Origin of the sequence: Psychrobacter sp. L7, assembly GCF_002810365.1 — a bacterium.
Classification (GTDB): Bacteria; Pseudomonadota; Gammaproteobacteria; order Pseudomonadales; family Moraxellaceae; genus Psychrobacter; species Psychrobacter celer.
The window spans coordinates 1-18,299 of sequence record NZ_NEXR01000008.1 but is presented as its reverse complement, the minus strand read 5'-3'; the positions used below and the strand labels follow the sequence as shown (position 1 = coordinate 18,299).

Here is an 18,299-nt window from a genome sequence, read left to right as displayed (position 1 = left end):
CAACTTTTTAGGCAATTCAAACTTACCTGAATCGATAAGTACGTCTTCTACTTTACGAATGATACGGCTAGCAGAAGACTCATGAATACCAAAGTCCATACTGATATGATAAAGCGTGCGGTATTCACGCCAATAAGTCAGGGCTAGTAGTATCTGCTCCTTAAGACTGAGCACACTTGGTCTGCCTGATTTGGTCTTAGATGCTTCATGCTCTTGCATGGCCTCAAGCATGTCATAAAAGGTGGCTTTATGAATGCCTGTATAGCGTTTAAAACCAGCGTCACTTTGTTTGAGTAGCTTATCTATGTTTGGCATATCTATTAAGTAAGTAGAGTTCAATAATATACGTTGTGTCTTACAACTACTTTTGCAAGAGGTCTAGTATCACCCTTTAGCTAACTCCACCCCAATACGAACTCTAACGCTGACAGCAATATTGCATCTGCTCGGATAAAAAAATACCAAGCACACAAGCAAAAAGCAGTTTTTTAATAGCTCCTTCTTAGTGGGTTAGTTATATTATTATCTAACATAGTAGCTACTCACCTTGAGGCTGAGAGCACATCTCTCAGCAACTGGCATTATAAAAATACTGATCGACCTGACCCTATGAGAAAATTACCTTATAGGATCAAAATCATGACATGTCCAATTATTAGCCAATCTCAACTTATCTGTAATGTCGATAGACTCGTTAAAGATGTTCTATCAAATAATATTAATATTAATAATATCAGTGTGCAGCTCTCAGCGTTATACCTACCTCTGGTAGCTGATTATGATTCTAGCTTGGATTATTTTCCAACCATTACTGCATTTATAAATAGCGCCAATAAAGTAATGAGTAGTAATCATTCAAAAAAAACGAGGTGGGGTTATTACAATACTAGGGATTTCATTAATAATTTATACGCTTATAAAAATATTATTTTAAAAAATAATTTAAGGGTAATTGAGCAAGAAAAAGTCAATACAAAAAAATTAGTCATTTATATGAGTCAGATGTTGAATCATTATTCAAGATTACTAATTGTTCGTGTAGATTTAGGATATTCAAAAGATACCAATCATTTGGTGTCTATCGAGACCTTTCATAAACACTTGAAAAAACTTAGAGAGCTTATTGGTAAAAAAGAAAGTTGCTTTGAAGAATTAGAGGGCAATGTAATTGCTTTAGAACAAGGTCATGACCGTGGTTATCACGTTCACTTATTGCTGATGTTTGATGGTTCTGAACGCTGTAAGGATACTTATATAGGACAGCTAGTGGGGGAAAAGTGGCAGAATATTACTGGTGGTCTTGGCAGTTACTACAACTGTAATAACACGCATTATAAGAAAAAGCAGGAAGCTCTTGGCAGATTAGGTATTGGCATGATTCATCGTCGTAATCCAAAAGAGGTGCACAATGCTATCAGTGCTTCTTTGTATTTGACACAGCCTGATAAAGAGAATCAACATTTAAGGGTAAAGCTTCCTAAAATGAAAACCTTCACTCATGGTATTTATGAGACTACTAAACGTAGAGGCCTGCCTAAATATCAAAATAATCTCAGATATATAGCATCCCCATGAAATAAGGAGCTATTGCCTCCTCATCAATCTAACCCTAAACGTCTAATCAAGGTCTGCTTTATAGCAGGCCTTTTTTATGCGCCACTTTCAAGGAGATCCTATGAAACCTATTTGCCCTTACTGTCACTCATCCGATGTAATCAGTCAATCTAATCCCGTCTCATCAATATTCGAGCAGTTGTGCTCTCAAGCAACGCTGACAAGCCTTGGTGTGAGCATTTGTAAATACTACAAAGTCAACCCTGCCATTGGTGTGATCACAGCCACCGCGATTGCCTCTGCTGTCAGCGTAGCAACGCGCCGCGCACAAACGCCGCTGATCACAACCCCTCAACAAAATTACCTTTGTCAGCGCTGTTTTAAGCCCTTCACGCTATAACCTTATTCATCAGTAATCATTTCATTAAAACTTATCAAGGAGCAGTACTCATGGCACATTTAATCGAATCAATGGCATACGTTGGTGATACCCCCTGGCATGGACTAGGACAAGAGTTGTCCCCTAAGCAGCCTATAGAGGTATGGGCTCGTGAGGCAGGTATGGACTGGCGTATTGAATCATCGGACGTCAGCTACATGGCAACCAATGATAAAGGCCAAAGCCTGATCATGCCTTTTGATAGCAATAAGGTGCTCTATCGTAGCGATACCTTAGAGCCCTTATCAGTAGTCAGTCAACGCTATCAAGAAGTACAACCCAGTGAGGTCTTAGAGTTTTATCGTGATCTGACGGAACAAGCAGACTTTGAGCTAGAAACGGCAGGGGTGTTAAAAGGCGGCCGTAAAATGTGGGCGTTGGCTCGCACAGGACAATCAGCAACGCTACGTGGCGGTGATGTCAGTCACGGCTATCTACTTCTAGCAACCGCTTGTGATGGGACGCTTGCGACCACAGCGCAGTTTACCAATATCCGTGTGGTGTGTAATAACACCTTAGCAATCAGTCTTGCTGATGGTAGCGGCGGGGTGGTGAAAGTTCCGCACAGTACCACCTTTGATGCCGATAAAGTCAAACAGCAATTAGGCGTATCTGTCAGTCAGTGGGATGACTTTAATTATGAGATGAAGCAGCTCACCAACAGACGAGTGACGCAAGCAGAAGCCGCTAATTATTTAAACCGCGTGTTTAACGATGTCAAAGACGATGGCCTTATTCTGTTTAATACCGCTAAGAAGGAGAAAGAAGCGGTGCCTAATGCTCGCGCCATGAATCAGGTGATGACGATGTTTAACGGTCAGGGTCGCGGTGCGGACTTAGCATCTGCCAAAGATACCGCTTATGGCCTGCTGTCTGCTATGACAGAGTTTGTCGATCATGAACGCCGTGCCATGTCGAGGGATCATCGCTTAGACTCAGCTTGGTTCGGTGCAGGGGCTAAACTTAAAGATAAAAGCTTAGATGAAGCGCTGCGCTTAATTGCTTAATCTCTTAATGACTTTGTTTACTCAATGAATCAACCACGCCTTTGAGCGTGGTTTTTTTATGCCGTCAATCAAACAAAGCACTGCATTACTTATTAATAATAAATCTAACGAAGGAGTTCACTATGAACATGATCGCATTAAACAATAAAACTACCACTCAGCCAAGACTTAAACGTGCCACCGTTAAGGGTAAAGCATCACGAACTACTAAGCCTAAAACCAAGGGCAAACCAGCAGAGCTAGCGCTAAAGCAAAATGAAGCGGTCGGTAAACCTACTCAAGCAAAGATATCAACCACCCCTAAGCGTTTGGTCAACACCAAAAACTTAAGCCATGACAAATGGCTTGAAATTCGCAAGCAAGGCATTGGCAGCTCTGATGCCGCTGCCGCTTGTGGTATCCACCCCTTTCTATCCATGCTTGAATTATGGATGATTAAGACTGGACGTATGGCATCAAATATTGATGAAGGTGCTGATGGTTATGCGCCACTGTATTGGGGTAACACCTTAGAACCAATGGTGGCTAAATATTATCAAAAGCACACTGGCAATAAGGTGCGACGCATTAACGCGATCTTGCAGCATCCTGATCCTGACAACCACTTTATGCTGGCTAATTTAGATTACTCGGTGGTTGGCAGTGATGAAGTACAAATACTTGAGTGTAAAACGGTTGGTGAGCATGGCGCTAAGCTGTGGAAGCATGGCGTACCCTTATATGTCACTTGCCAAGTACAGCATCAGCTAGCGGTCACTGGCAAAACCGCAGCGCATATCTGTGTGCTGCTTTGCGGTCATGAGGCGAAGATTTATAAAGTTGAGCGTGACGAGCGCTTGATTGAGTCCATCATGGAGCATGAAAGGTTATTCTGGCAATACGTGGAAACCGACACGCCACCAATCCCTGATCATAGTGAATCCGCAGCTCGAGCACTAAAACAGCTTTATCCCAAACCTGAGCCTAACAGCAAAATTGACTTTAAAGATGATACTGGCGCTAACAAGCTATTTGAGCAATTGCTGAGCTACCGTGATTACATGCAAGAGTTAGAGCAGCGTCATGATCAGGTAAAGCATCAGCTACAAAGCCTGATCAAAGACCATGAGGTGGCGGTTTTCGATAAAGGGGCTATCTCGTGGAAACGATCCAAGGACAGCGTAAGCTTAGATACCAAGGCGGTGATCAAAACCCATCCTGAGCTACTCACTCAGTTCAGTAAAACCCGTCAGGGTAGTCGTCGTTTTGTTGTCTTAAACGATTAACCTGCTATCTATTCTAATCAACACACACAAACCAAATCTAGCGCATAACCGCCCATCTATCAAAGGTGGGCTTTTTTATGGCTAACTAAAACATATAAGGAATATCACCATGATTAAAGGTCTCACCATAACCCCACCAGTATTAGGTCGTATCAGCATTGGACGTGTTGTTCAAAAAGACGGCAAGCGTCTGCCTGCCAAAGACGATCAATTCACTATCACTAGCCAAGTACAAAATAAAGACGGATGGATCAATCATCCACTAGACGAAAAACTACGTGCAAATAATGACGGTAAGCTTAGACAAATACCTGTACGTATGCTGTTCAATGATCCAGAATTAAACCTACGAGCTGAGTACACGCTATTTGATAGACAAACGGGCAGACCGCTATGTGTGGGTGACGGTGAGCAATGTCAGCGCCGAACCAATAATGGCGTGGAAACACTACCATGCCCATCACCTGATCGCTGTCCACTAGCGCAAGGGGGTGCTTGTAAGCCTTATGGCAGGCTCTACGTTAATCTTAGTGAAGACGATGAACTAGGCACCTTTATCTTTCGCACCACAGGCTTTAATAGTATTAGAACGCTTGCCGCACGCTTAAGCTACTTTGCTGCGGTATCAGGCAATAAGCTATCTTGTCTGCCACTGCAATTAACCTTGAGAGGTAAAAGCACCACGCAAAGCTATCGCACACCGATTTACTTTGTGGATTTAACGCTGCGTGATGGGGTAACGCTCAAAGATGCGGTACAACATGCTGGAGTGATTGATGCAGAGCTGTGTGAACACGGCTTTGATCAAGCAGCATTAGAGGCAGCAGCAAAGCAAGGCTATGTTAATTCATGTTTTGAAATCGATAGCGATGGTCTACTTGATGTGGTCGAAGAATTTTATCCCATGCAGACAGATGACGTAAGCAATAGACAACAAAGAAATGATCAGAATGGGCTAGCCGCTCATAACGTAAGTAGCATTGAGCATGGCTTACGAAAAAGCGTGACAGCAGTGAGCTAAAACCAACAGGCTAGAGATGTGACATAAAAAGGAGCTGACTATTTAGCTCCTTTTTTTATTTCTTCAAAAAAAGACTAGAGGACGGACCGTATAGGATGCCGTAAAAAAATATAGGACTCCCTAACTGTATGAGAGATGACGCTCTCATTAACTTATAAGGAGATAATCATGGAACTATTAAACGCAAACACCCAACCAAACGCATTAACGCCAAGCGTGCCACAAATACCGCGTATGCTCCCGCTAAAGCAAGTTGTACACTATACAGGGCTTAGCAGAACTACCATTTACGATATGCTTGATAGAAGATCAAACCGTTATGACCCTACCTTCCCTGTTCAGGTAAAATTATCAAAGGGACGTGTGGCTTGGGTTGAAAGTGAAGTTGCTCAGTGGCTTGAGAGTAAGATCGCTACTGCTCGAGTTCATTGAGCGGTGATAAAAAATAAGCCGCATGAAGCGGCTTGTTTTTTTGTCCAGTAGCTCATTAATTTATTTTGGGGCTGTCCTAGATAAGTAAAATTATTTAGGATAGCACTATGAGAAAGAGTAAACTAAGTTGGTATAAACAAAGCAGACTAATCGAGCTATTTGTTCAGCTAGTTTCTTAATGTCAGATTGAGTCGTCATTGCTATAAGCAGTTACACAGTTTTTAGGAAAGGCTCGATAATATATATAAAAATAAACCTAATACTCTCTCACCAAGTCTTGCTCAGTCTTATCATATTTAAAACAAAAAGGCCCGTCTTGATAGCCGTAGGAATTTCTGTAAGCATCAATATCGCCCGAGAAACAAAAGCGGTTGGATTTAAGAGTAAAATCATAGTGCATAGTATCGCCTCTATTATTCACGGCTACCGCCTTGCCTCCACTACCGCTGGCAGCTGATAAGGCATAACCAAAAGGCATGACTTTCTTCTTAGCAGGGTCAATAACAACCAATCGATATGGTTTCTTGTTCACGTAACCTGTGGCATTTGTTTCAAAGATATAAATAATCTTATTACCATCAAAGTTAGGCTTGCGCTCTTTTATCACCTTTGCGTAGCTTTTTAAGCGGCTATCAGTACAAAACTCTTCATCTTCATAATCAAAGTCACATTCAACCACTGTCACACCGTATTTCGTTTTAGGTGCTGCATTAGAAGTAGAAGATAGCCCCAAAATAACCAAAGATGCCGCGAACATTAGGCTCGTTTTTTTTAACATAATAAGTTTTCTCTCAATTTAGATTAAATGGCTCTACAAACCTTTATAGAATCACTGATAATTTTGTGGATAACGCTCTTCGTCCATCTCATTCCAGTCTGCATAAGTCTTTTTAGTGAGTACCTTGCCTTGGCGATCTAAGGTATAGCGAGTGATACTGTCATAGCCATCGTTATAGGCATTAGCGCCTTTAGTGTTCAGATTATAAACATCTAACTTCCCACCTTCATAGCGACCACCATCGACGTCTTCAGCATCTCCCATCGGCTCAATATAAGCCATATCATATTTTGGTGAGACAACAACCTTGCCAGTCTTATCTATAACACCCCATTTGCCGTTGTTATATGCTCCAACTTTTACAGCAGCCAGTCCTTCAGAGAATTCCATGGCCTCATCCCATTTAGCAGGGATTGCTATATTGCCAGACTTGTCAACGAAGCCAATCTTACCCTCATCGTCACCCTGCACCGAGGTATTATATCTAGCCAGACCTTCATAGTAATCGTCTAACCAATTGAATTTAAACGGCACTACGGTCTTACCTATTTTATCGATGACGCCATACTTATCATCTTTGCTGACGACTACTCTACCGTCACTGAAATCACCTGCCGTTTGGTAAGCATAAAGTATAACCATTTTACCCGTTTTATTCATATAGCCATATTTGCCGTTTTTGTAGACGGCAACCAAACCTTCTTTAAAGTCACGATAGTCAATAATCACGCCATAAAAAAGCGGTGCTTGATGTTCAACCGGTATGACCAGTTTGCCATCTTCATTGATGTAGCCTTGCATGTATAAATAGTCTTCATAATCCTCAACGCCATCGTAACCTTTAACTGTGCCCATTTTCATTAATGAGACACGAGCCATACCTTCTGAAAAATCCCCACAACTATAATATTTTGCAGATACAACAATCTTCCCGTTATCATTTTTATAGCCACATTTAATGTCATTGTTATTCTCTACCTCAAAACTCTGCAATGCAGCTACAGCAGGTAATGTCGCAAATACGCCACAGAAGCCCAAAGCCAGTGCTATTTTTTTATTATATATTTTCATCTCAATCTCGATTATAAGGTGTGGAAGCGATATAGCATTGATAAAAACTGGCCTATACAACACTGCTAGTAAGGATATTAAATTTAGGCAACAATAGTAATCAACTTTTATTTATATATCAATATGTATATTCTTTATTGCCTAATCTTTCAGCTATATTTCAGATAAAAGCCATAGATGCAAAAAAGCCAGGCAACCCAAGTTACCTGGCTTTTTTATACAGCATCTCTTGTTTGAAGCGAAACTATCGGTCGTAGCTATTAATTCGTATGACTTGTTGTTTTTATAATTCTTTTATACCATCAACAAGGCCGAAAATCGGTTTCTAAAGCGGGTGAATGAGCCTTACTCATTGAGTTTTTTTTAATTATTTGTCATAGTATATATCAAGATAATTAAAACAATCATATGAATAATTTGGATTGGAACAAAAGCAAGTGCGTATTGAAAACCACCCGTAATTGCCGCATTAATTGATTTAGAAATTGCATGTGTCGCTAAACCCAATAATAAGGCGAGCAATAAAATAGGGTTAGTTGGGTTCCCTTGCATGACTACAGCAGCCATTGCTGCATGCACCTCAAACATAGAACTCAGTACGGTTCCTGCGATAAGACCGGCGTCACCCAGCCATAAACTTAAACCATAAACAAGTACTTGAATAATAGTAAGTGTGACTACAATGATACCTGCCTCTTTTAAACTAAACATGGGTGTATCAGTTAACTTAGCTTTCTCTTCGGATCGAGCTTTTCTCATCAACCATATCCCAGGAATAATTAAAACTATCATGGCAATAATAGAGGGGAATAATAAAATTTTAAGCCAGCTAAAACTTACACCTGCAACAATAATAAGAAGCTGTACCACTGTTGCGACACATGATATAAGCGCAGCTCCAGCATTTTCTTTTGCATCTGCACGACCCTGACGAACTTCTATTCCAAGGCTTGCAATCGTGGCTGTACTGGATATAAATCCTGATGCTAAAGCAGATAAAAACATGGCGTGGCGTGATGGTAAAAGCCTCTTTGCCATATGTGCTAGTGCTTGAATGGTTAAAATCAATATCAATAATTTTAAAATAATATAAGGATTTAGTACTGAACCCCAAAGATCCCTATTGGGGGTTAAAGGAAGTGCAATTAAAAGCAAGGCCAGTAAAAAGATACCATCTTTAAATTCACGCTCAGTAATCCATCTAACCGCTACTCCATGCATTGAATGCTTTGTCACTAGAAGGAAAGTAAGGACGACTGTAAGTGCCGCTGCATAAGGAATATGCCATAAACATAGTCCGCCTATAAAATAGGTGAGTATAAAAGCAAGTTCAGTGGTTACACCTGGATCTTCAATTTGTTTATTAGTAGAGATGATACTTATACCACCTACTATCAATGCTCCTATGAGCCCCATAAATAAACTGAAAGCAAAGCAAATTGCCCCTAATAAAGAGCAAATTGCAAAAGATCTAATACCTGCAAAGCTGTGTTGATTTTCACGTTGTTTGCTACGCTCTCTTTCTAGACCAATGAGTAGTCCACAACCTAATGCTGCAGTAGATGCAGTAATTAAGTTTTGGATAGGTTCAATCGTAAATGTATTTTCTATTATGAAATTCATCCCACTCTCTATGACCCCTGCTGTCAAATCCGTACAGTTGAACTTGGGAAATTTTGATTACGCAGCCTGATGATAAAAATCAAACCACACCGGTCTTAGCGATCTATAACCCAGCGGAACCCTCTAAAAAGGCTCATTAATCCATTAATAGACTACTCATAGTAGACTACTATATTGGAACCACTTAATGACTACTGAGCATCTTCGGTCTTTCCTTGGCCACATCAGCGATCAGATGCCGTGAGCACTTGGTCATACCTTGTATCTGACGGTTACGGCGATCCTCATAATCTTTTCGAGCAATGGCTGCGAGCATATCCAGCATCATCGAGTTAATGGCCTGCAATACACTGCTCATAAATTCAGTGCTGCTTTCAGATTGAAGCGCCATATATGAGGTCGGCAGCTCTTTTGATACGATAGAGAGCTTTTTTTCTGACAGCATTCTTTTAAGCGTATCCCAATCAGCTTGATTCAAACGTGCTAAGCGATCAATTTGCTCAACTAAGATCACATCGCCCTTATGAGCATCTTCAATCAGCTGCATAAGCTTTGGTCGCGCCAAGATAGCGCCTGATTCGTTTTCGACATAGAAGGCAGCAATTTTGTGGCCATGATCGTTGGCAAATGCTATGAGTTCGCTTTTGGCACGTTTAGCGTCTTGTTCTTTGGTTGACGCTCGTAGATAACCCCAGTTCGGGATAAGGGCTCAAAAAAAAGATAAAAAAAGAAGTCCGAAGTTGCTAAAGTAAGTTTACCAAGACCACTTAAGCAAAAAGGACTTCTTACATGGACAACCTAACCGAACTATACTGCCATATTGACGACTTTTATCAGCAATTCAAACCTGAGTTTGACGCTCATTTAATCGCAACGGGCCGTCAACGGCTAAGAGCATGCCAGATAAGTGTAGCAGAGATTATGACCATCTTGGTACTGTTTCATCAACTGCGGTATCGACAGTTTAAGTCTTTTTACTACCACCATATGCTTGGCATGATGAAACGGGCGTTTCCAAATCTGCCGAGCTACTCGCGATTTATAGAGCTTGTGCCGCGCAGTATCATGCCACTGTGCAGCTACTTGCAAAGCATGATGGGCGACTGTACGGGTATCAGCTATATTGATTCAACCAAGATAGCAGTTTGTCATAACAAGCGTATCTACCGTCATAAAGTCTTTAAGGGACTTGCAACCTGAGGCAAAAGCAGCATGGGCTGGTTCTATGGCTTTAAGCTGCACGCCATTATCAATCATAAGGGCGAGCTTGTATCTGTTAAAGTCACTGCGGGTAATACGGATGACAGAGTGCCTGTTAAGGATATGGCAACACCTGTGTTTGGCAAGGTGTTTGGTGATAGAGGATACATCAGTAAAGCCCTAAACGAGTGGCTCACAAAACACAGTGATACCACGTTGATAACCAAACTTCGGCGTAATATGAAGCCCCAATTACTTGAGCCTATGGATGAGGCACTACTCAATCATCGCTCTTTGGTTGAAACGGTGTTTGGGGAGCTTAAAAACTTGTGCCAAATCGAACACTCACGCCATCGTAGTGTCACGGGGTTTATCACAAACTTGCTGTCAGGTTTAATTGCTTATTGCTGGTTTCCCTATAAACCCACCATCAAAAATATGCCTCAGCAGGGACAGGTAGCAACATTGTAAATAGTATCAATGAGTTACAATGTGGCTTATCCCGAACTGGGGTTAGATACGCTCTAATAAACATAAACACCTAAAATAGTCTGTTATAAGTGGTTCCATTATACCAGTCTGTTTTAAGTGGTCTGTTAATAGGTTTGAAGGGTGAAATAGCTGGTTCCCTTAGGGTATAGCTTTTGAAACCATTTTTCTTTATATTGTCACTTAGACAGGCTGGGCATTTGATGTATAGTGTTATTTGCATTTCACTATTTATCAATTTCTCAGCCTGTTTTTTTCCAGCCTACTTTTTGAACCACCACCCGGATATAAATCTAGCTATGAATAAAACAACTTTTAAAATATCGAAGATGGATTGTCCTTCGGAGGAAAACCTAATCCGAATGAAATTAGAGGGCGACTCGGATATTCAACATCTTGAGTTCGACATTCCTAACCGTAAATTAACTGTGTTTCATCATAGCAATGTAGAAGGGATAGAAACGGCTATTCATGACCTAAATTTAGGTGACACCCTACTCTCGACCGAAACCATTGACCCTTCCGATCCCAACAATAATTTTAAAACTGATACTGACTCTAGTCACAAAAAAGATGCTAAGCAAAGAAAGCTACTATGGATAGTGCTCGTCATTAACTTTGCTTTCTTTATTATTGAAATGAGCACGGGACTGATTTCTCGTTCAATGGGGTTGGTCGCCGACAGCTTAGATATGTTAGCAGATAGCTTCGTATACGGAATTAGCTTATTTGCGGTCGGTGGAACGGTCATTAAGAAAAAACGAATTGCCAGAATTGCCGGATATTTTCAAATTACGCTAGCGATTCTTGGTTTTTTAGAAGTGCTAAGACGTTTTTTTGGCAATGAGCAGTTACCTGACTTTTCTACCATGATTGTTATATCGATTCTTGCGCTAATTGCAAACTCGATTTGCCTCTATTTACTACAGAAATCGAAAAGCAAAGAAGAAGCTCATATGCAGGCCAGTATGATTTTCACTTCAAACGATGTCATTATCAATTTAGGGGTAATTGTTGCAGGGATTTTGGTTAATTGGTTACACTCTAGTACGCCTGATTTGATTATTGGTAGCATCGTATTTGCTTTAGTTATTCAGGGCGCCTTTAGAATATTGAAGTTGAGTAAGTAGCCAAGCCTAATAACTGAAGCAAATAGCTCAAGTAAGTAGCTTAATTAAACCGCTAAGTGTAAAGTAACTGGGTTTGAAGCAAATAAACATCATAAGGATATGAGACCTCAAGCAATGATTGAACAAACTTTAAATCTAGTCACCACCAAAGACCATCAGCAAGTTGCCGTTTGGCGAATAATAGATGATGAAGTCTTTGATAAGAATCTGGGAGACCTTCCTAAATTTTGTGTAAGTATTTAATCTAAACGTCAGTTACACAGAATCTGGGATGGTCTCGTACTCAGCAGGTGTCATATCATTAAGTGAATCATGGGGTCTTTCGGTGTTATAAACCTTGATCCAGTCTTCAGTCAGCATATTGACCTCGTTTAAATTGTTGAAAAGGTAGCAATCTAAAACCTCATTGCGATAACTGCGATTAAACCTTTCAATGTAAGCGTTCTGATAAGGACAGCCAGGCTCAATATAGTCAACATAGACACCATGAGCTGATGGGTATAATAAATAAGAAGCACTGCTGTTAATTTTATTCATAGTTCTGTTTAAAGGTGGCGGATAGCTCGAGAGCAGCTTCTCGCATCATAGGGATATACTCTAAAAGCTCATCTAAACTTTTTCTTACAGTTGGCCCATGGGTAAACACTGTAGCAAACGTCTTGTTTTCATCATTGGGAATAAGTACAGCACAAGCAACCATGCCAGGAATAAACTCTTCGTTATCTATCCCTATTCTAGTGTCCCGCGTCTTAGCAATCGTTTTCATCAATTGCTTTTTATCTGTTTGCGTATTAGTAGTTAATGCATGTATCGATATTTTATTAATGATACGCTCGCATTTTGCATTGGATAGTTGTGATAAGAATAACTTACCACTTGCACTTGCCCAAATCGGTACATGAGTTCCTACTGGCAGATATATTTGAAGCGGCCAATCAGACAAGACGCGATCTATATAAACTACATCTAGATCTTTCATAATCGCAATACCTACGGTTTCTCCTATTTGTGCTGACAGCTGCTGTAATATTGCAAGTCTTTCAATTTTAAAATGATTATTCTGTAATAGATCCATAGCTAACTTATATGTTCTTTTCCCAGCGGTTACTTTCCCAGGCAGGTCTAATTGTACGAACCCAATATTTTGTAGCTGATCTAATAATCTGTACATACTAGGTATAGGTACATCCAATGTGTCTGCTAAGTCGCTAACGCTCATTGGTCTTTGCGACCTCGCTAGGATTTCTACAATCTGCAAAACTCGCTCAACACTTGAACCCTTCTTTTTAGTGTTACTCATACCTTTGTAACTCCTTCGTCATATGACTTCTGATGTCTCTAATCATTATAAAGATAATATTTAATGATTTAAGGCTTGTCATTATAAAAATATTCTGTTATTTTCACATAACGATATAAATTTTATCGTTATGTGAAAATAATGAAATGGATTTTATGTATATATAGCACAGGGAGTGCATATGATAAGTTTATTGCCCATTTTGCTGTCGTTAGGGTTATTAATGTATTTGGCCTACCGTGGTCATAGCGTGATTTTGTTAGCGCCTTTGCTAGCAATGCTTGCTGTGCTTTTAAGTGGTGAGGCTAATACGATGCTAGGCGTCTATACGCAAGTATTTATGAAAGGTCTGGGTGGATACATCATCAGCTTCTTCCCGCTTTTTCTACTAGGCGCTATATTTGGTAAGTTGATGGATGATTCAGGTTCCGCACTTAGCATCTCAGAGTCACTCGTCACTAAACTCGGTAAGAAACAAGCCGTTTTATCAATTGTAATGGCTTGTGCTATTTTGACTTACGGCGGTGTGTCATTGTTTGTAGTGGGCTTTGCTGTATACCCAATCGCTGCTGCTTTATTTCGCGAATTGAACATCCCTAAAAGACTTATTCCTGGTGCTATCGCCTTGGGTGCTTTGACCTTCACGATGACCGCTTTACCAGGGACACCGGCAATTCAAAATGCCATTCCTATGCCATTTTTCAAAACAGATTCTTTTGCTGCCCCTGGTCTTGGTGCTATTGGTGGCTTGATCATGTTAGTAGGCGGAATGATTTGGCTTAATTATCGTACTAAAACAGCTCTAAATGCAGGAGAGGGTTATGGTCAACATCATAATGATAAGTTAGCTGTAGTCGATCGTAGCTCTAAACCTTCATTACTGGTGGCGTTACTACCAATCATATTAGTCATATTGATTAACTTCATTTGCACGAAATGGCTATTACCCAGTATGGACAATAGTTATCTAGCAAGTGAAGAGTTTGGTGCTGTCCCACTAACCAAGGTGCTAGGGATCTGGGCTATTGTTATAGCTTTAGTAGTGTCTTGTGGAGCGATGATTCTGCTTAATTGGAAGCGTTGGAAAAACCTAAAAGAATCGCTCAGTGAGGGTGCACTTGGTTCATTACTTCCTATTTTTAATACAGCCTCTGAAGTTGGTTATGGGTCGGTTATCGCTACTTTAACCGGATTCATAATTGTTAAAGAATTCTTATTAGGTTTGTCTCCAGGAAATCCTCTAATTTCAGAAGCTGTTTTCGTCAACGTTATGGCGGGTATTACTGGCTCAGCGTCTGGTGGACTAAGTATTGCTCTCAATACCATGGGGGACAACTATCTTCAGTTAGCTTCTCAATTTGGTATCAATCCCGAGTTAATGCATCGTGTAGCTTCTATAGCATCAGGTGGTTTAGATGCTCTTCCTCATAATGGTGCAGTTATAACTCTACTCGTAATTTGTCAGCTCACTCATAGAGAGTCTTATAAAGATATTTTTGTGGTAGCTGTTGCGGTACCTGTACTAGCTCTCATAGCAGTAATCACCTTAGGCACATTGATAGGTTCGTTTTAGCACAGTATTAAACACATAGTGATCAACACAAGGATAGTTAAATATGTCACATAGTATTCTTCTCCCAAGAATCATGGAGGTAGGCCGCGATGCATGTCAAAAGCTACCGACCATATTAGATAGTTTGGGTATTAAAAAGCCTCTCATCATTACGGATGAGATGATGGTTAAACTGGGTTATGTGGACAAACTACAAACCATTTTGAAAGAGGTTCAGATTACAGCTGATGTATTCTCAGATACTATGCCTGAGCCTACTGAAAGCTCTATTGAGTCAGGGGTGCAGCAGGTACGACACCAAGAATATGATGGTTTGATTGCTTTAGGTGGTGGTAGTCCTATAGATAGCGCAAAAGCCATTTCAATTTTAGGGAAGTTTGGTGGTGTCATTAATGACTATAAATTTCCTCGTCAAGTAAATGAAGCAGGTTTACCTATTATTGCGATACCTACTACGGCCGGAACAGGGTCAGAGGTTACTCGATTTACTATTATTACTGATGAAACAAATAACGAAAAGTTGTTATGCGTTGGTATGGGATTTATGCCTATAGCCGCCATTATTGATTATAGCCTTACTATGAGTGTGCCTCCTCGAACCACTGCTGATACTGGCATTGATGCAATGACTCACGCTATAGAGGCTTATGTCAGTCAAAAACGTAACGCTTATAGTGATCAACAGGCTTTAGCTGCATTACGTTTGATTGGGCCCAATCTACAAAAGGCCTATCATAATGGCGAAGATGAGGATGCTCGTGAAGCCATGATGTTAGGTTCTACGTTAGCTGGTATTGCATTCTGTAATTCATCGGTGGCTTTGGTGCATGGAATGAGCAGACCGATTGGCGCTTTTTTTCACGTACCGCATGGTTTATCAAATGCGATGCTATTGCCAACTATTACTGAATTTGGCATATCAGGCACTCCAGAACGATATGCAGATTGTGCACGAGCATTAGGAGTGGCGAGCTTTAATGATACTGATAATCAAGCGAATATAAATTTGATTACGTATCTGAAAAACCTCAATATCGAGCTCAAAGTGCCTACATTGGAACAATTTGGAGTTCAAAAAACTGATTTTGATGCGCTAATAAATACCATGTGTGAACAAGCATTTTCCTCTGGTTCACCTAACAACAACCCCCGAATACCGAGTTTGGAAGAAATGGTTCAACTTTATACATTGTTATGGGCAGAAAGTAGCTCAGATGATGTTTCGAAAAGCTAATAAAATAAATTTTACTTTTAATCCACGTATAAACTAAATGCTATAAAAGGAATATATTATGCAAACTATCGGACATTTTATTAATGGTCAGGCAATTAATGAAGAAAGTCAAACACAACCAATTTACAACCCTTCTACTGGTGAAGTAAGTAAACAGGTTGCTTTGGGTGGTGAAAAAACTATCGCCGAAGCAGTAGCCGCTGCTGAAGCTGCCTTCCCCTCATGGAGTAGAACCCCACCGGTAAAACGTGCAAGAATCATGTTCAAATTTAAAGAGTTGTTAGAGAAAAATGCTGATGAGATCTGTAGATTAATTGGTGAAGAGCATGGAAAAATTGTGCATGATGCTGCCGGTGAATTACAGCGTGGTATTGAAAATGTCGAATATGCTTGTGGAGCGCCTGAGCTATTAAAGGGTGAGCATAGTCGTAATGTTGCTACCAATATAGACTCTTGGAGTGAGTTTCACCCATTAGGAGTAGTGGCTGGTATCACTCCCTTCAACTTCCCTGTGATGGTGCCATTATGGATGTTCCCTATGGCCATCGTTTGCGGTAATACCTTTGTATTAAAACCGTCTGAGCGTGATCCAAGTTCCACTCTTTTCATCGCACAACTTTTAAAAGAAGCAGGACTGCCAGATGGTGTCATCAATGTAGTGAATGGAGGTAAAGAAGCCGTCGATGCTATTTTACATCATCCAGACGTCAAAGCAGTTAGCTTTGTCGGCTCCACTCCTATTGCTGAATATATCTATACGACAGCCGCTGCACAAGGCAAACGTTGTCAAGCGCTCGGCGGCGCAAAAAACCATGCCATCGTAATGCCAGATGCGGACTTAGACAACGTGGTCACTTCCTTGTTAGGCGCTGCTTTTGGCTCATCAGGTGAGCGTTGTATGGCTCTTTCTGTCGCCGTTGCAGTCGGTGATGAGATTGCTGACAAGATGGTTGCAGCACTACAGCCTGCTATTCAAGAGCTTAAGTTTGGTGTACATTCAGACAAGAATAACGACTTTGGTCCTGTCATTACAGAGGCCCACAAATCTAAGATTTTAGGCTATATCAAAAGTGCTGCTGAGCAAGGTGCAGAGCTGGTCATCGATGGCTCGAATGCCTCGCCAGAAGGCTACGAGCAAGGATTCTTTGTGGGCCCTACTTTGATTGATCATGTCACCAAACAGATGCACAGCTATGAGGCCGAGATTTTTGGTCCTGTTTTACAGGTAATAAGGGTTCAAACCATGGCAGAGGCAATACAGCTCATAAACGATCATGAATATGGTAACGGTACTTGTATTTATACTCGCGACGGTGAAGCTGCGCGTCATTTTGTCGATAACATTGAAGTAGGCATGGTCGGTGTAAATATTCCACTACCTGTACCCGTAGCTTCTCAAAGCTTTGGTGGCTGGAAGCGCTCACTGTTTGGTGATCTTGCCATGTATGGACCAGATGGTGTAAGATTTTTCACTAAACGCAAAACAATCACACAACGCTGGCCTAGCGCAGTGTTACGAGAAGAAAAGCAGTTCTCAATGCCGACTTGAAGCTCGTCTATTAAGCTCAGTTGAAATCTTATTAACACAAGTTTGAATAAAAACTGAGCTTAATAACTGTCCGTTTGTAGACAACATTAGATTGGCACCCACTGAACCTAGTTCGTATTCTATTGTTCCCCCACGAATATGTAGTGGAACAATAGACATTCGTGATTTGGTAACCATCCTAACCATAAGACACTTATTAAATAGAATTAATCTGCGTGGTTTAGTTTCTGTATTAGAATCGCTGTTATGATTATTAGACCTCTTGCAAAAGTCATAGTCTAAGCTCGGAATTAATGATACCAGCAAACAGCTTCATTCTAAGATCATAGCGCTGACGACGGTTGCGATATTTATGAGCCACGATTTTAAACAACTTGATTAAGCCTATTTTGTGCTCAACCACAATACGGAACTTAGCGAGATAGTGATTGGCCTGTTTGCATATCTCCAATAACTGACCACCACGAGGTTTCTTAAATGGTGTGAAAGTTTGGTTATGTAGCTTTGCTAACCCTTGATAACCACTGTCTGCTAGATAGTTAGTATTCTCAGGTAACCAATCAGGACAAGTATCTTTATACAGCTTAAAATCGTGGATTGACCCTTTACAGGTTTGYACATCAAGTATCAAACC

Annotated in this window: 17 protein-coding genes and 3 pseudogenes; 11 read left to right on the top strand and 9 right to left on the bottom strand. The window is 40.7% G+C overall.

From position 1 onward, the window contains the following. Window positions 1–315, bottom strand: a 315-nt coding sequence (locus CAP50_RS09055) for a helix-turn-helix domain-containing protein (RefSeq protein ID WP_172953108.1), incomplete at its 3' end; no start/stop codon positions are given. 324 nt (window positions 316–639) lie between these two features. Here CAP50_RS09055 and CAP50_RS09050 point away from each other — a divergent pair. From CAP50_RS09050 to CAP50_RS09025, 6 genes are all read left to right on the top strand, one after another. Beyond that, window positions 640–1,575 (top strand): YagK/YfjJ domain-containing protein, encoded by a 936-nt coding sequence (locus CAP50_RS09050; RefSeq protein WP_075102641.1) that lies wholly within the window; start codon window positions 640–642, stop codon window positions 1,573–1,575. A gap of 100 nt (window positions 1,576–1,675) precedes the next feature. After that, window positions 1,676–1,954 (top strand): hypothetical protein, encoded by a 279-nt coding sequence (locus CAP50_RS09045; protein ID WP_075102640.1) that lies wholly within the window; start codon window positions 1,676–1,678, stop codon window positions 1,952–1,954. 50 nt (window positions 1,955–2,004) lie between these two features. After that, on the top strand, window positions 2,005–3,000 hold the full coding sequence (locus tag CAP50_RS09040) for a DUF932 domain-containing protein (RefSeq protein ID WP_075102639.1): 996 nt from the start codon (window positions 2,005–2,007) through the stop codon (window positions 2,998–3,000). Between the two features lie 122 nt (window positions 3,001–3,122). Further along, window positions 3,123–4,265 (top strand): YqaJ viral recombinase family nuclease, encoded by a 1,143-nt coding sequence (locus tag CAP50_RS09035; protein WP_083608650.1) that lies wholly within the window; start codon window positions 3,123–3,125, stop codon window positions 4,263–4,265. Window positions 4,266–4,374: 109 nt separating this feature from the next. Then, the gene (locus CAP50_RS09030; protein WP_075102638.1) at window positions 4,375–5,286 is read left to right on the top strand and encodes a recombination directionality factor; all 912 of its coding nucleotides are present in this window, start codon (window positions 4,375–4,377) and stop codon (window positions 5,284–5,286) included. A gap of 168 nt (window positions 5,287–5,454) precedes the next feature. After that, window positions 5,455–5,718: a helix-turn-helix transcriptional regulator gene (locus CAP50_RS09025; RefSeq protein WP_071002781.1), complete on the top strand. Its 264-nt coding sequence runs from the start codon at window positions 5,455–5,457 to the stop codon at window positions 5,716–5,718. A 256-nt stretch (window positions 5,719–5,974) separates the two neighbouring features. On the opposite strand, the gene CAP50_RS09020 is transcribed toward CAP50_RS09025, so the two are convergent. The 4 genes from CAP50_RS09020 to CAP50_RS09005 form a co-directional block, all read right to left on the bottom strand. Then, window positions 5,975–6,496, bottom strand: coding sequence for a hypothetical protein (locus CAP50_RS09020; RefSeq protein ID WP_143507134.1), 522 nt, complete (start codon window positions 6,494–6,496; stop codon window positions 5,975–5,977). A gap of 51 nt (window positions 6,497–6,547) precedes the next feature. After that, window positions 6,548–7,567 (bottom strand): WG repeat-containing protein, encoded by a 1,020-nt coding sequence (locus tag CAP50_RS09015; RefSeq protein WP_075102636.1) that lies wholly within the window; start codon window positions 7,565–7,567, stop codon window positions 6,548–6,550. A gap of 363 nt (window positions 7,568–7,930) precedes the next feature. Next, the gene (locus CAP50_RS09010) at window positions 7,931–9,190 is read right to left on the bottom strand and encodes an MgtC/SapB family protein (RefSeq protein ID WP_075102635.1); all 1,260 of its coding nucleotides are present in this window, start codon (window positions 9,188–9,190) and stop codon (window positions 7,931–7,933) included. Window positions 9,191–9,374: 184 nt separating this feature from the next. Continuing rightward, window positions 9,375–9,893 (bottom strand): recombinase family protein, encoded by a 519-nt coding sequence (locus tag CAP50_RS09005; protein WP_075102634.1) that lies wholly within the window; start codon window positions 9,891–9,893, stop codon window positions 9,375–9,377. Window positions 9,894–9,979: 86 nt separating this feature from the next. Between CAP50_RS09005 and CAP50_RS09000 the strand changes: the two are divergent. After that, window positions 9,980–10,861 (top strand): annotated as a pseudogene (locus CAP50_RS09000) (IS982 family transposase). A gap of 166 nt (window positions 10,862–11,027) precedes the next feature. On the opposite strand, the pseudogene CAP50_RS08995 reads toward CAP50_RS09000, so the two are convergent. Beyond that, window positions 11,028–11,102 (bottom strand): annotated as a pseudogene (locus tag CAP50_RS08995) (IS1 family transposase); the annotation flags it as partial. 76 nt (window positions 11,103–11,178) lie between these two features. On the opposite strand from CAP50_RS08995, the gene CAP50_RS08990 reads away from it, so the two are divergent. Further along, complete coding sequence (locus CAP50_RS08990) at window positions 11,179–12,009, top strand: cation transporter (protein WP_075102642.1); 831 nt, start codon at window positions 11,179–11,181, stop codon at window positions 12,007–12,009. 255 nt (window positions 12,010–12,264) lie between these two features. Here the strand turns inward: CAP50_RS08990 and CAP50_RS08985 are convergent. Beyond that, a pseudogene (locus CAP50_RS08985) lies at window positions 12,265–12,498 on the bottom strand (integrase core domain-containing protein); the annotation flags it as partial. Window positions 12,499–12,538: 40 nt separating this feature from the next. Next, window positions 12,539–13,309, bottom strand: a complete 771-nt coding sequence (locus tag CAP50_RS08980) for an IclR family transcriptional regulator (RefSeq protein ID WP_075102633.1) — start codon at window positions 13,307–13,309, stop codon at window positions 12,539–12,541. 181 nt (window positions 13,310–13,490) lie between these two features. Between CAP50_RS08980 and CAP50_RS08975 the strand changes: the two genes are divergently transcribed. From CAP50_RS08975 to CAP50_RS08965, 3 genes are read left to right on the top strand one after another with little or no spacing between them, the layout of a single operon-like run. Beyond that, the gene (locus CAP50_RS08975; protein ID WP_075102632.1) at window positions 13,491–14,882 is read left to right on the top strand and encodes a GntP family permease; all 1,392 of its coding nucleotides are present in this window, start codon (window positions 13,491–13,493) and stop codon (window positions 14,880–14,882) included. Window positions 14,883–14,925: 43 nt separating this feature from the next. Further along, on the top strand, window positions 14,926–16,116 hold the full coding sequence (locus CAP50_RS08970; RefSeq protein ID WP_075102631.1) for an iron-containing alcohol dehydrogenase: 1,191 nt from the start codon (window positions 14,926–14,928) through the stop codon (window positions 16,114–16,116). Window positions 16,117–16,174: 58 nt separating this feature from the next. Continuing rightward, window positions 16,175–17,665 carry a CoA-acylating methylmalonate-semialdehyde dehydrogenase gene (locus CAP50_RS08965; RefSeq protein WP_075102630.1) on the top strand — a complete coding sequence of 497 codons (1,491 nt, stop codon included), beginning with the start codon at window positions 16,175–16,177 and terminating at the stop codon, window positions 17,663–17,665. 271 nt (window positions 17,666–17,936) lie between these two features. Here CAP50_RS08965 and CAP50_RS08960 read toward each other — a convergent pair. After that, window positions 17,937–18,299 (bottom strand): transposase family protein (locus CAP50_RS08960; protein ID WP_274539913.1); only part of this gene is annotated, 363 nt, incomplete at its 5' end.

Coding starts and splice junctions, on each gene's coding strand:
- CAP50_RS09050 (WP_075102641.1), top strand. CDS start 640: ATGACATGTCCAATTATTAGCCAATCTCAACTTATCTGTAATGTCGAT.
- CAP50_RS09045 (WP_075102640.1), top strand. CDS start 1,676: ATGAAACCTATTTGCCCTTACTGTCACTCATCCGATGTAATCAGTCAA.
- CAP50_RS09040 (WP_075102639.1), top strand. CDS start 2,005: ATGGCACATTTAATCGAATCAATGGCATACGTTGGTGATACCCCCTGG.
- CAP50_RS09035 (WP_083608650.1), top strand. CDS start 3,123: ATGAACATGATCGCATTAAACAATAAAACTACCACTCAGCCAAGACTT.
- CAP50_RS09030 (WP_075102638.1), top strand. CDS start 4,375: ATGATTAAAGGTCTCACCATAACCCCACCAGTATTAGGTCGTATCAGC.
- CAP50_RS09025 (WP_071002781.1), top strand. CDS start 5,455: ATGGAACTATTAAACGCAAACACCCAACCAAACGCATTAACGCCAAGC.
- CAP50_RS09020 (WP_143507134.1), bottom strand. CDS start 6,496: ATGTTAAAAAAAACGAGCCTAATGTTCGCGGCATCTTTGGTTATTTTG.
- CAP50_RS09015 (WP_075102636.1), bottom strand. CDS start 7,567: ATGAAAATATATAATAAAAAAATAGCACTGGCTTTGGGCTTCTGTGGC.
- CAP50_RS09010 (WP_075102635.1), bottom strand. CDS start 9,190: ATGAATTTCATAATAGAAAATACATTTACGATTGAACCTATCCAAAAC.
- CAP50_RS08990 (WP_075102642.1), top strand. CDS start 11,179: ATGAATAAAACAACTTTTAAAATATCGAAGATGGATTGTCCTTCGGAG.
- CAP50_RS08980 (WP_075102633.1), bottom strand. CDS start 13,309: ATGAGTAACACTAAAAAGAAGGGTTCAAGTGTTGAGCGAGTTTTGCAG.
- CAP50_RS08975 (WP_075102632.1), top strand. CDS start 13,491: ATGATAAGTTTATTGCCCATTTTGCTGTCGTTAGGGTTATTAATGTAT.
- CAP50_RS08970 (WP_075102631.1), top strand. CDS start 14,926: ATGTCACATAGTATTCTTCTCCCAAGAATCATGGAGGTAGGCCGCGAT.
- CAP50_RS08965 (WP_075102630.1), top strand. CDS start 16,175: ATGCAAACTATCGGACATTTTATTAATGGTCAGGCAATTAATGAAGAA.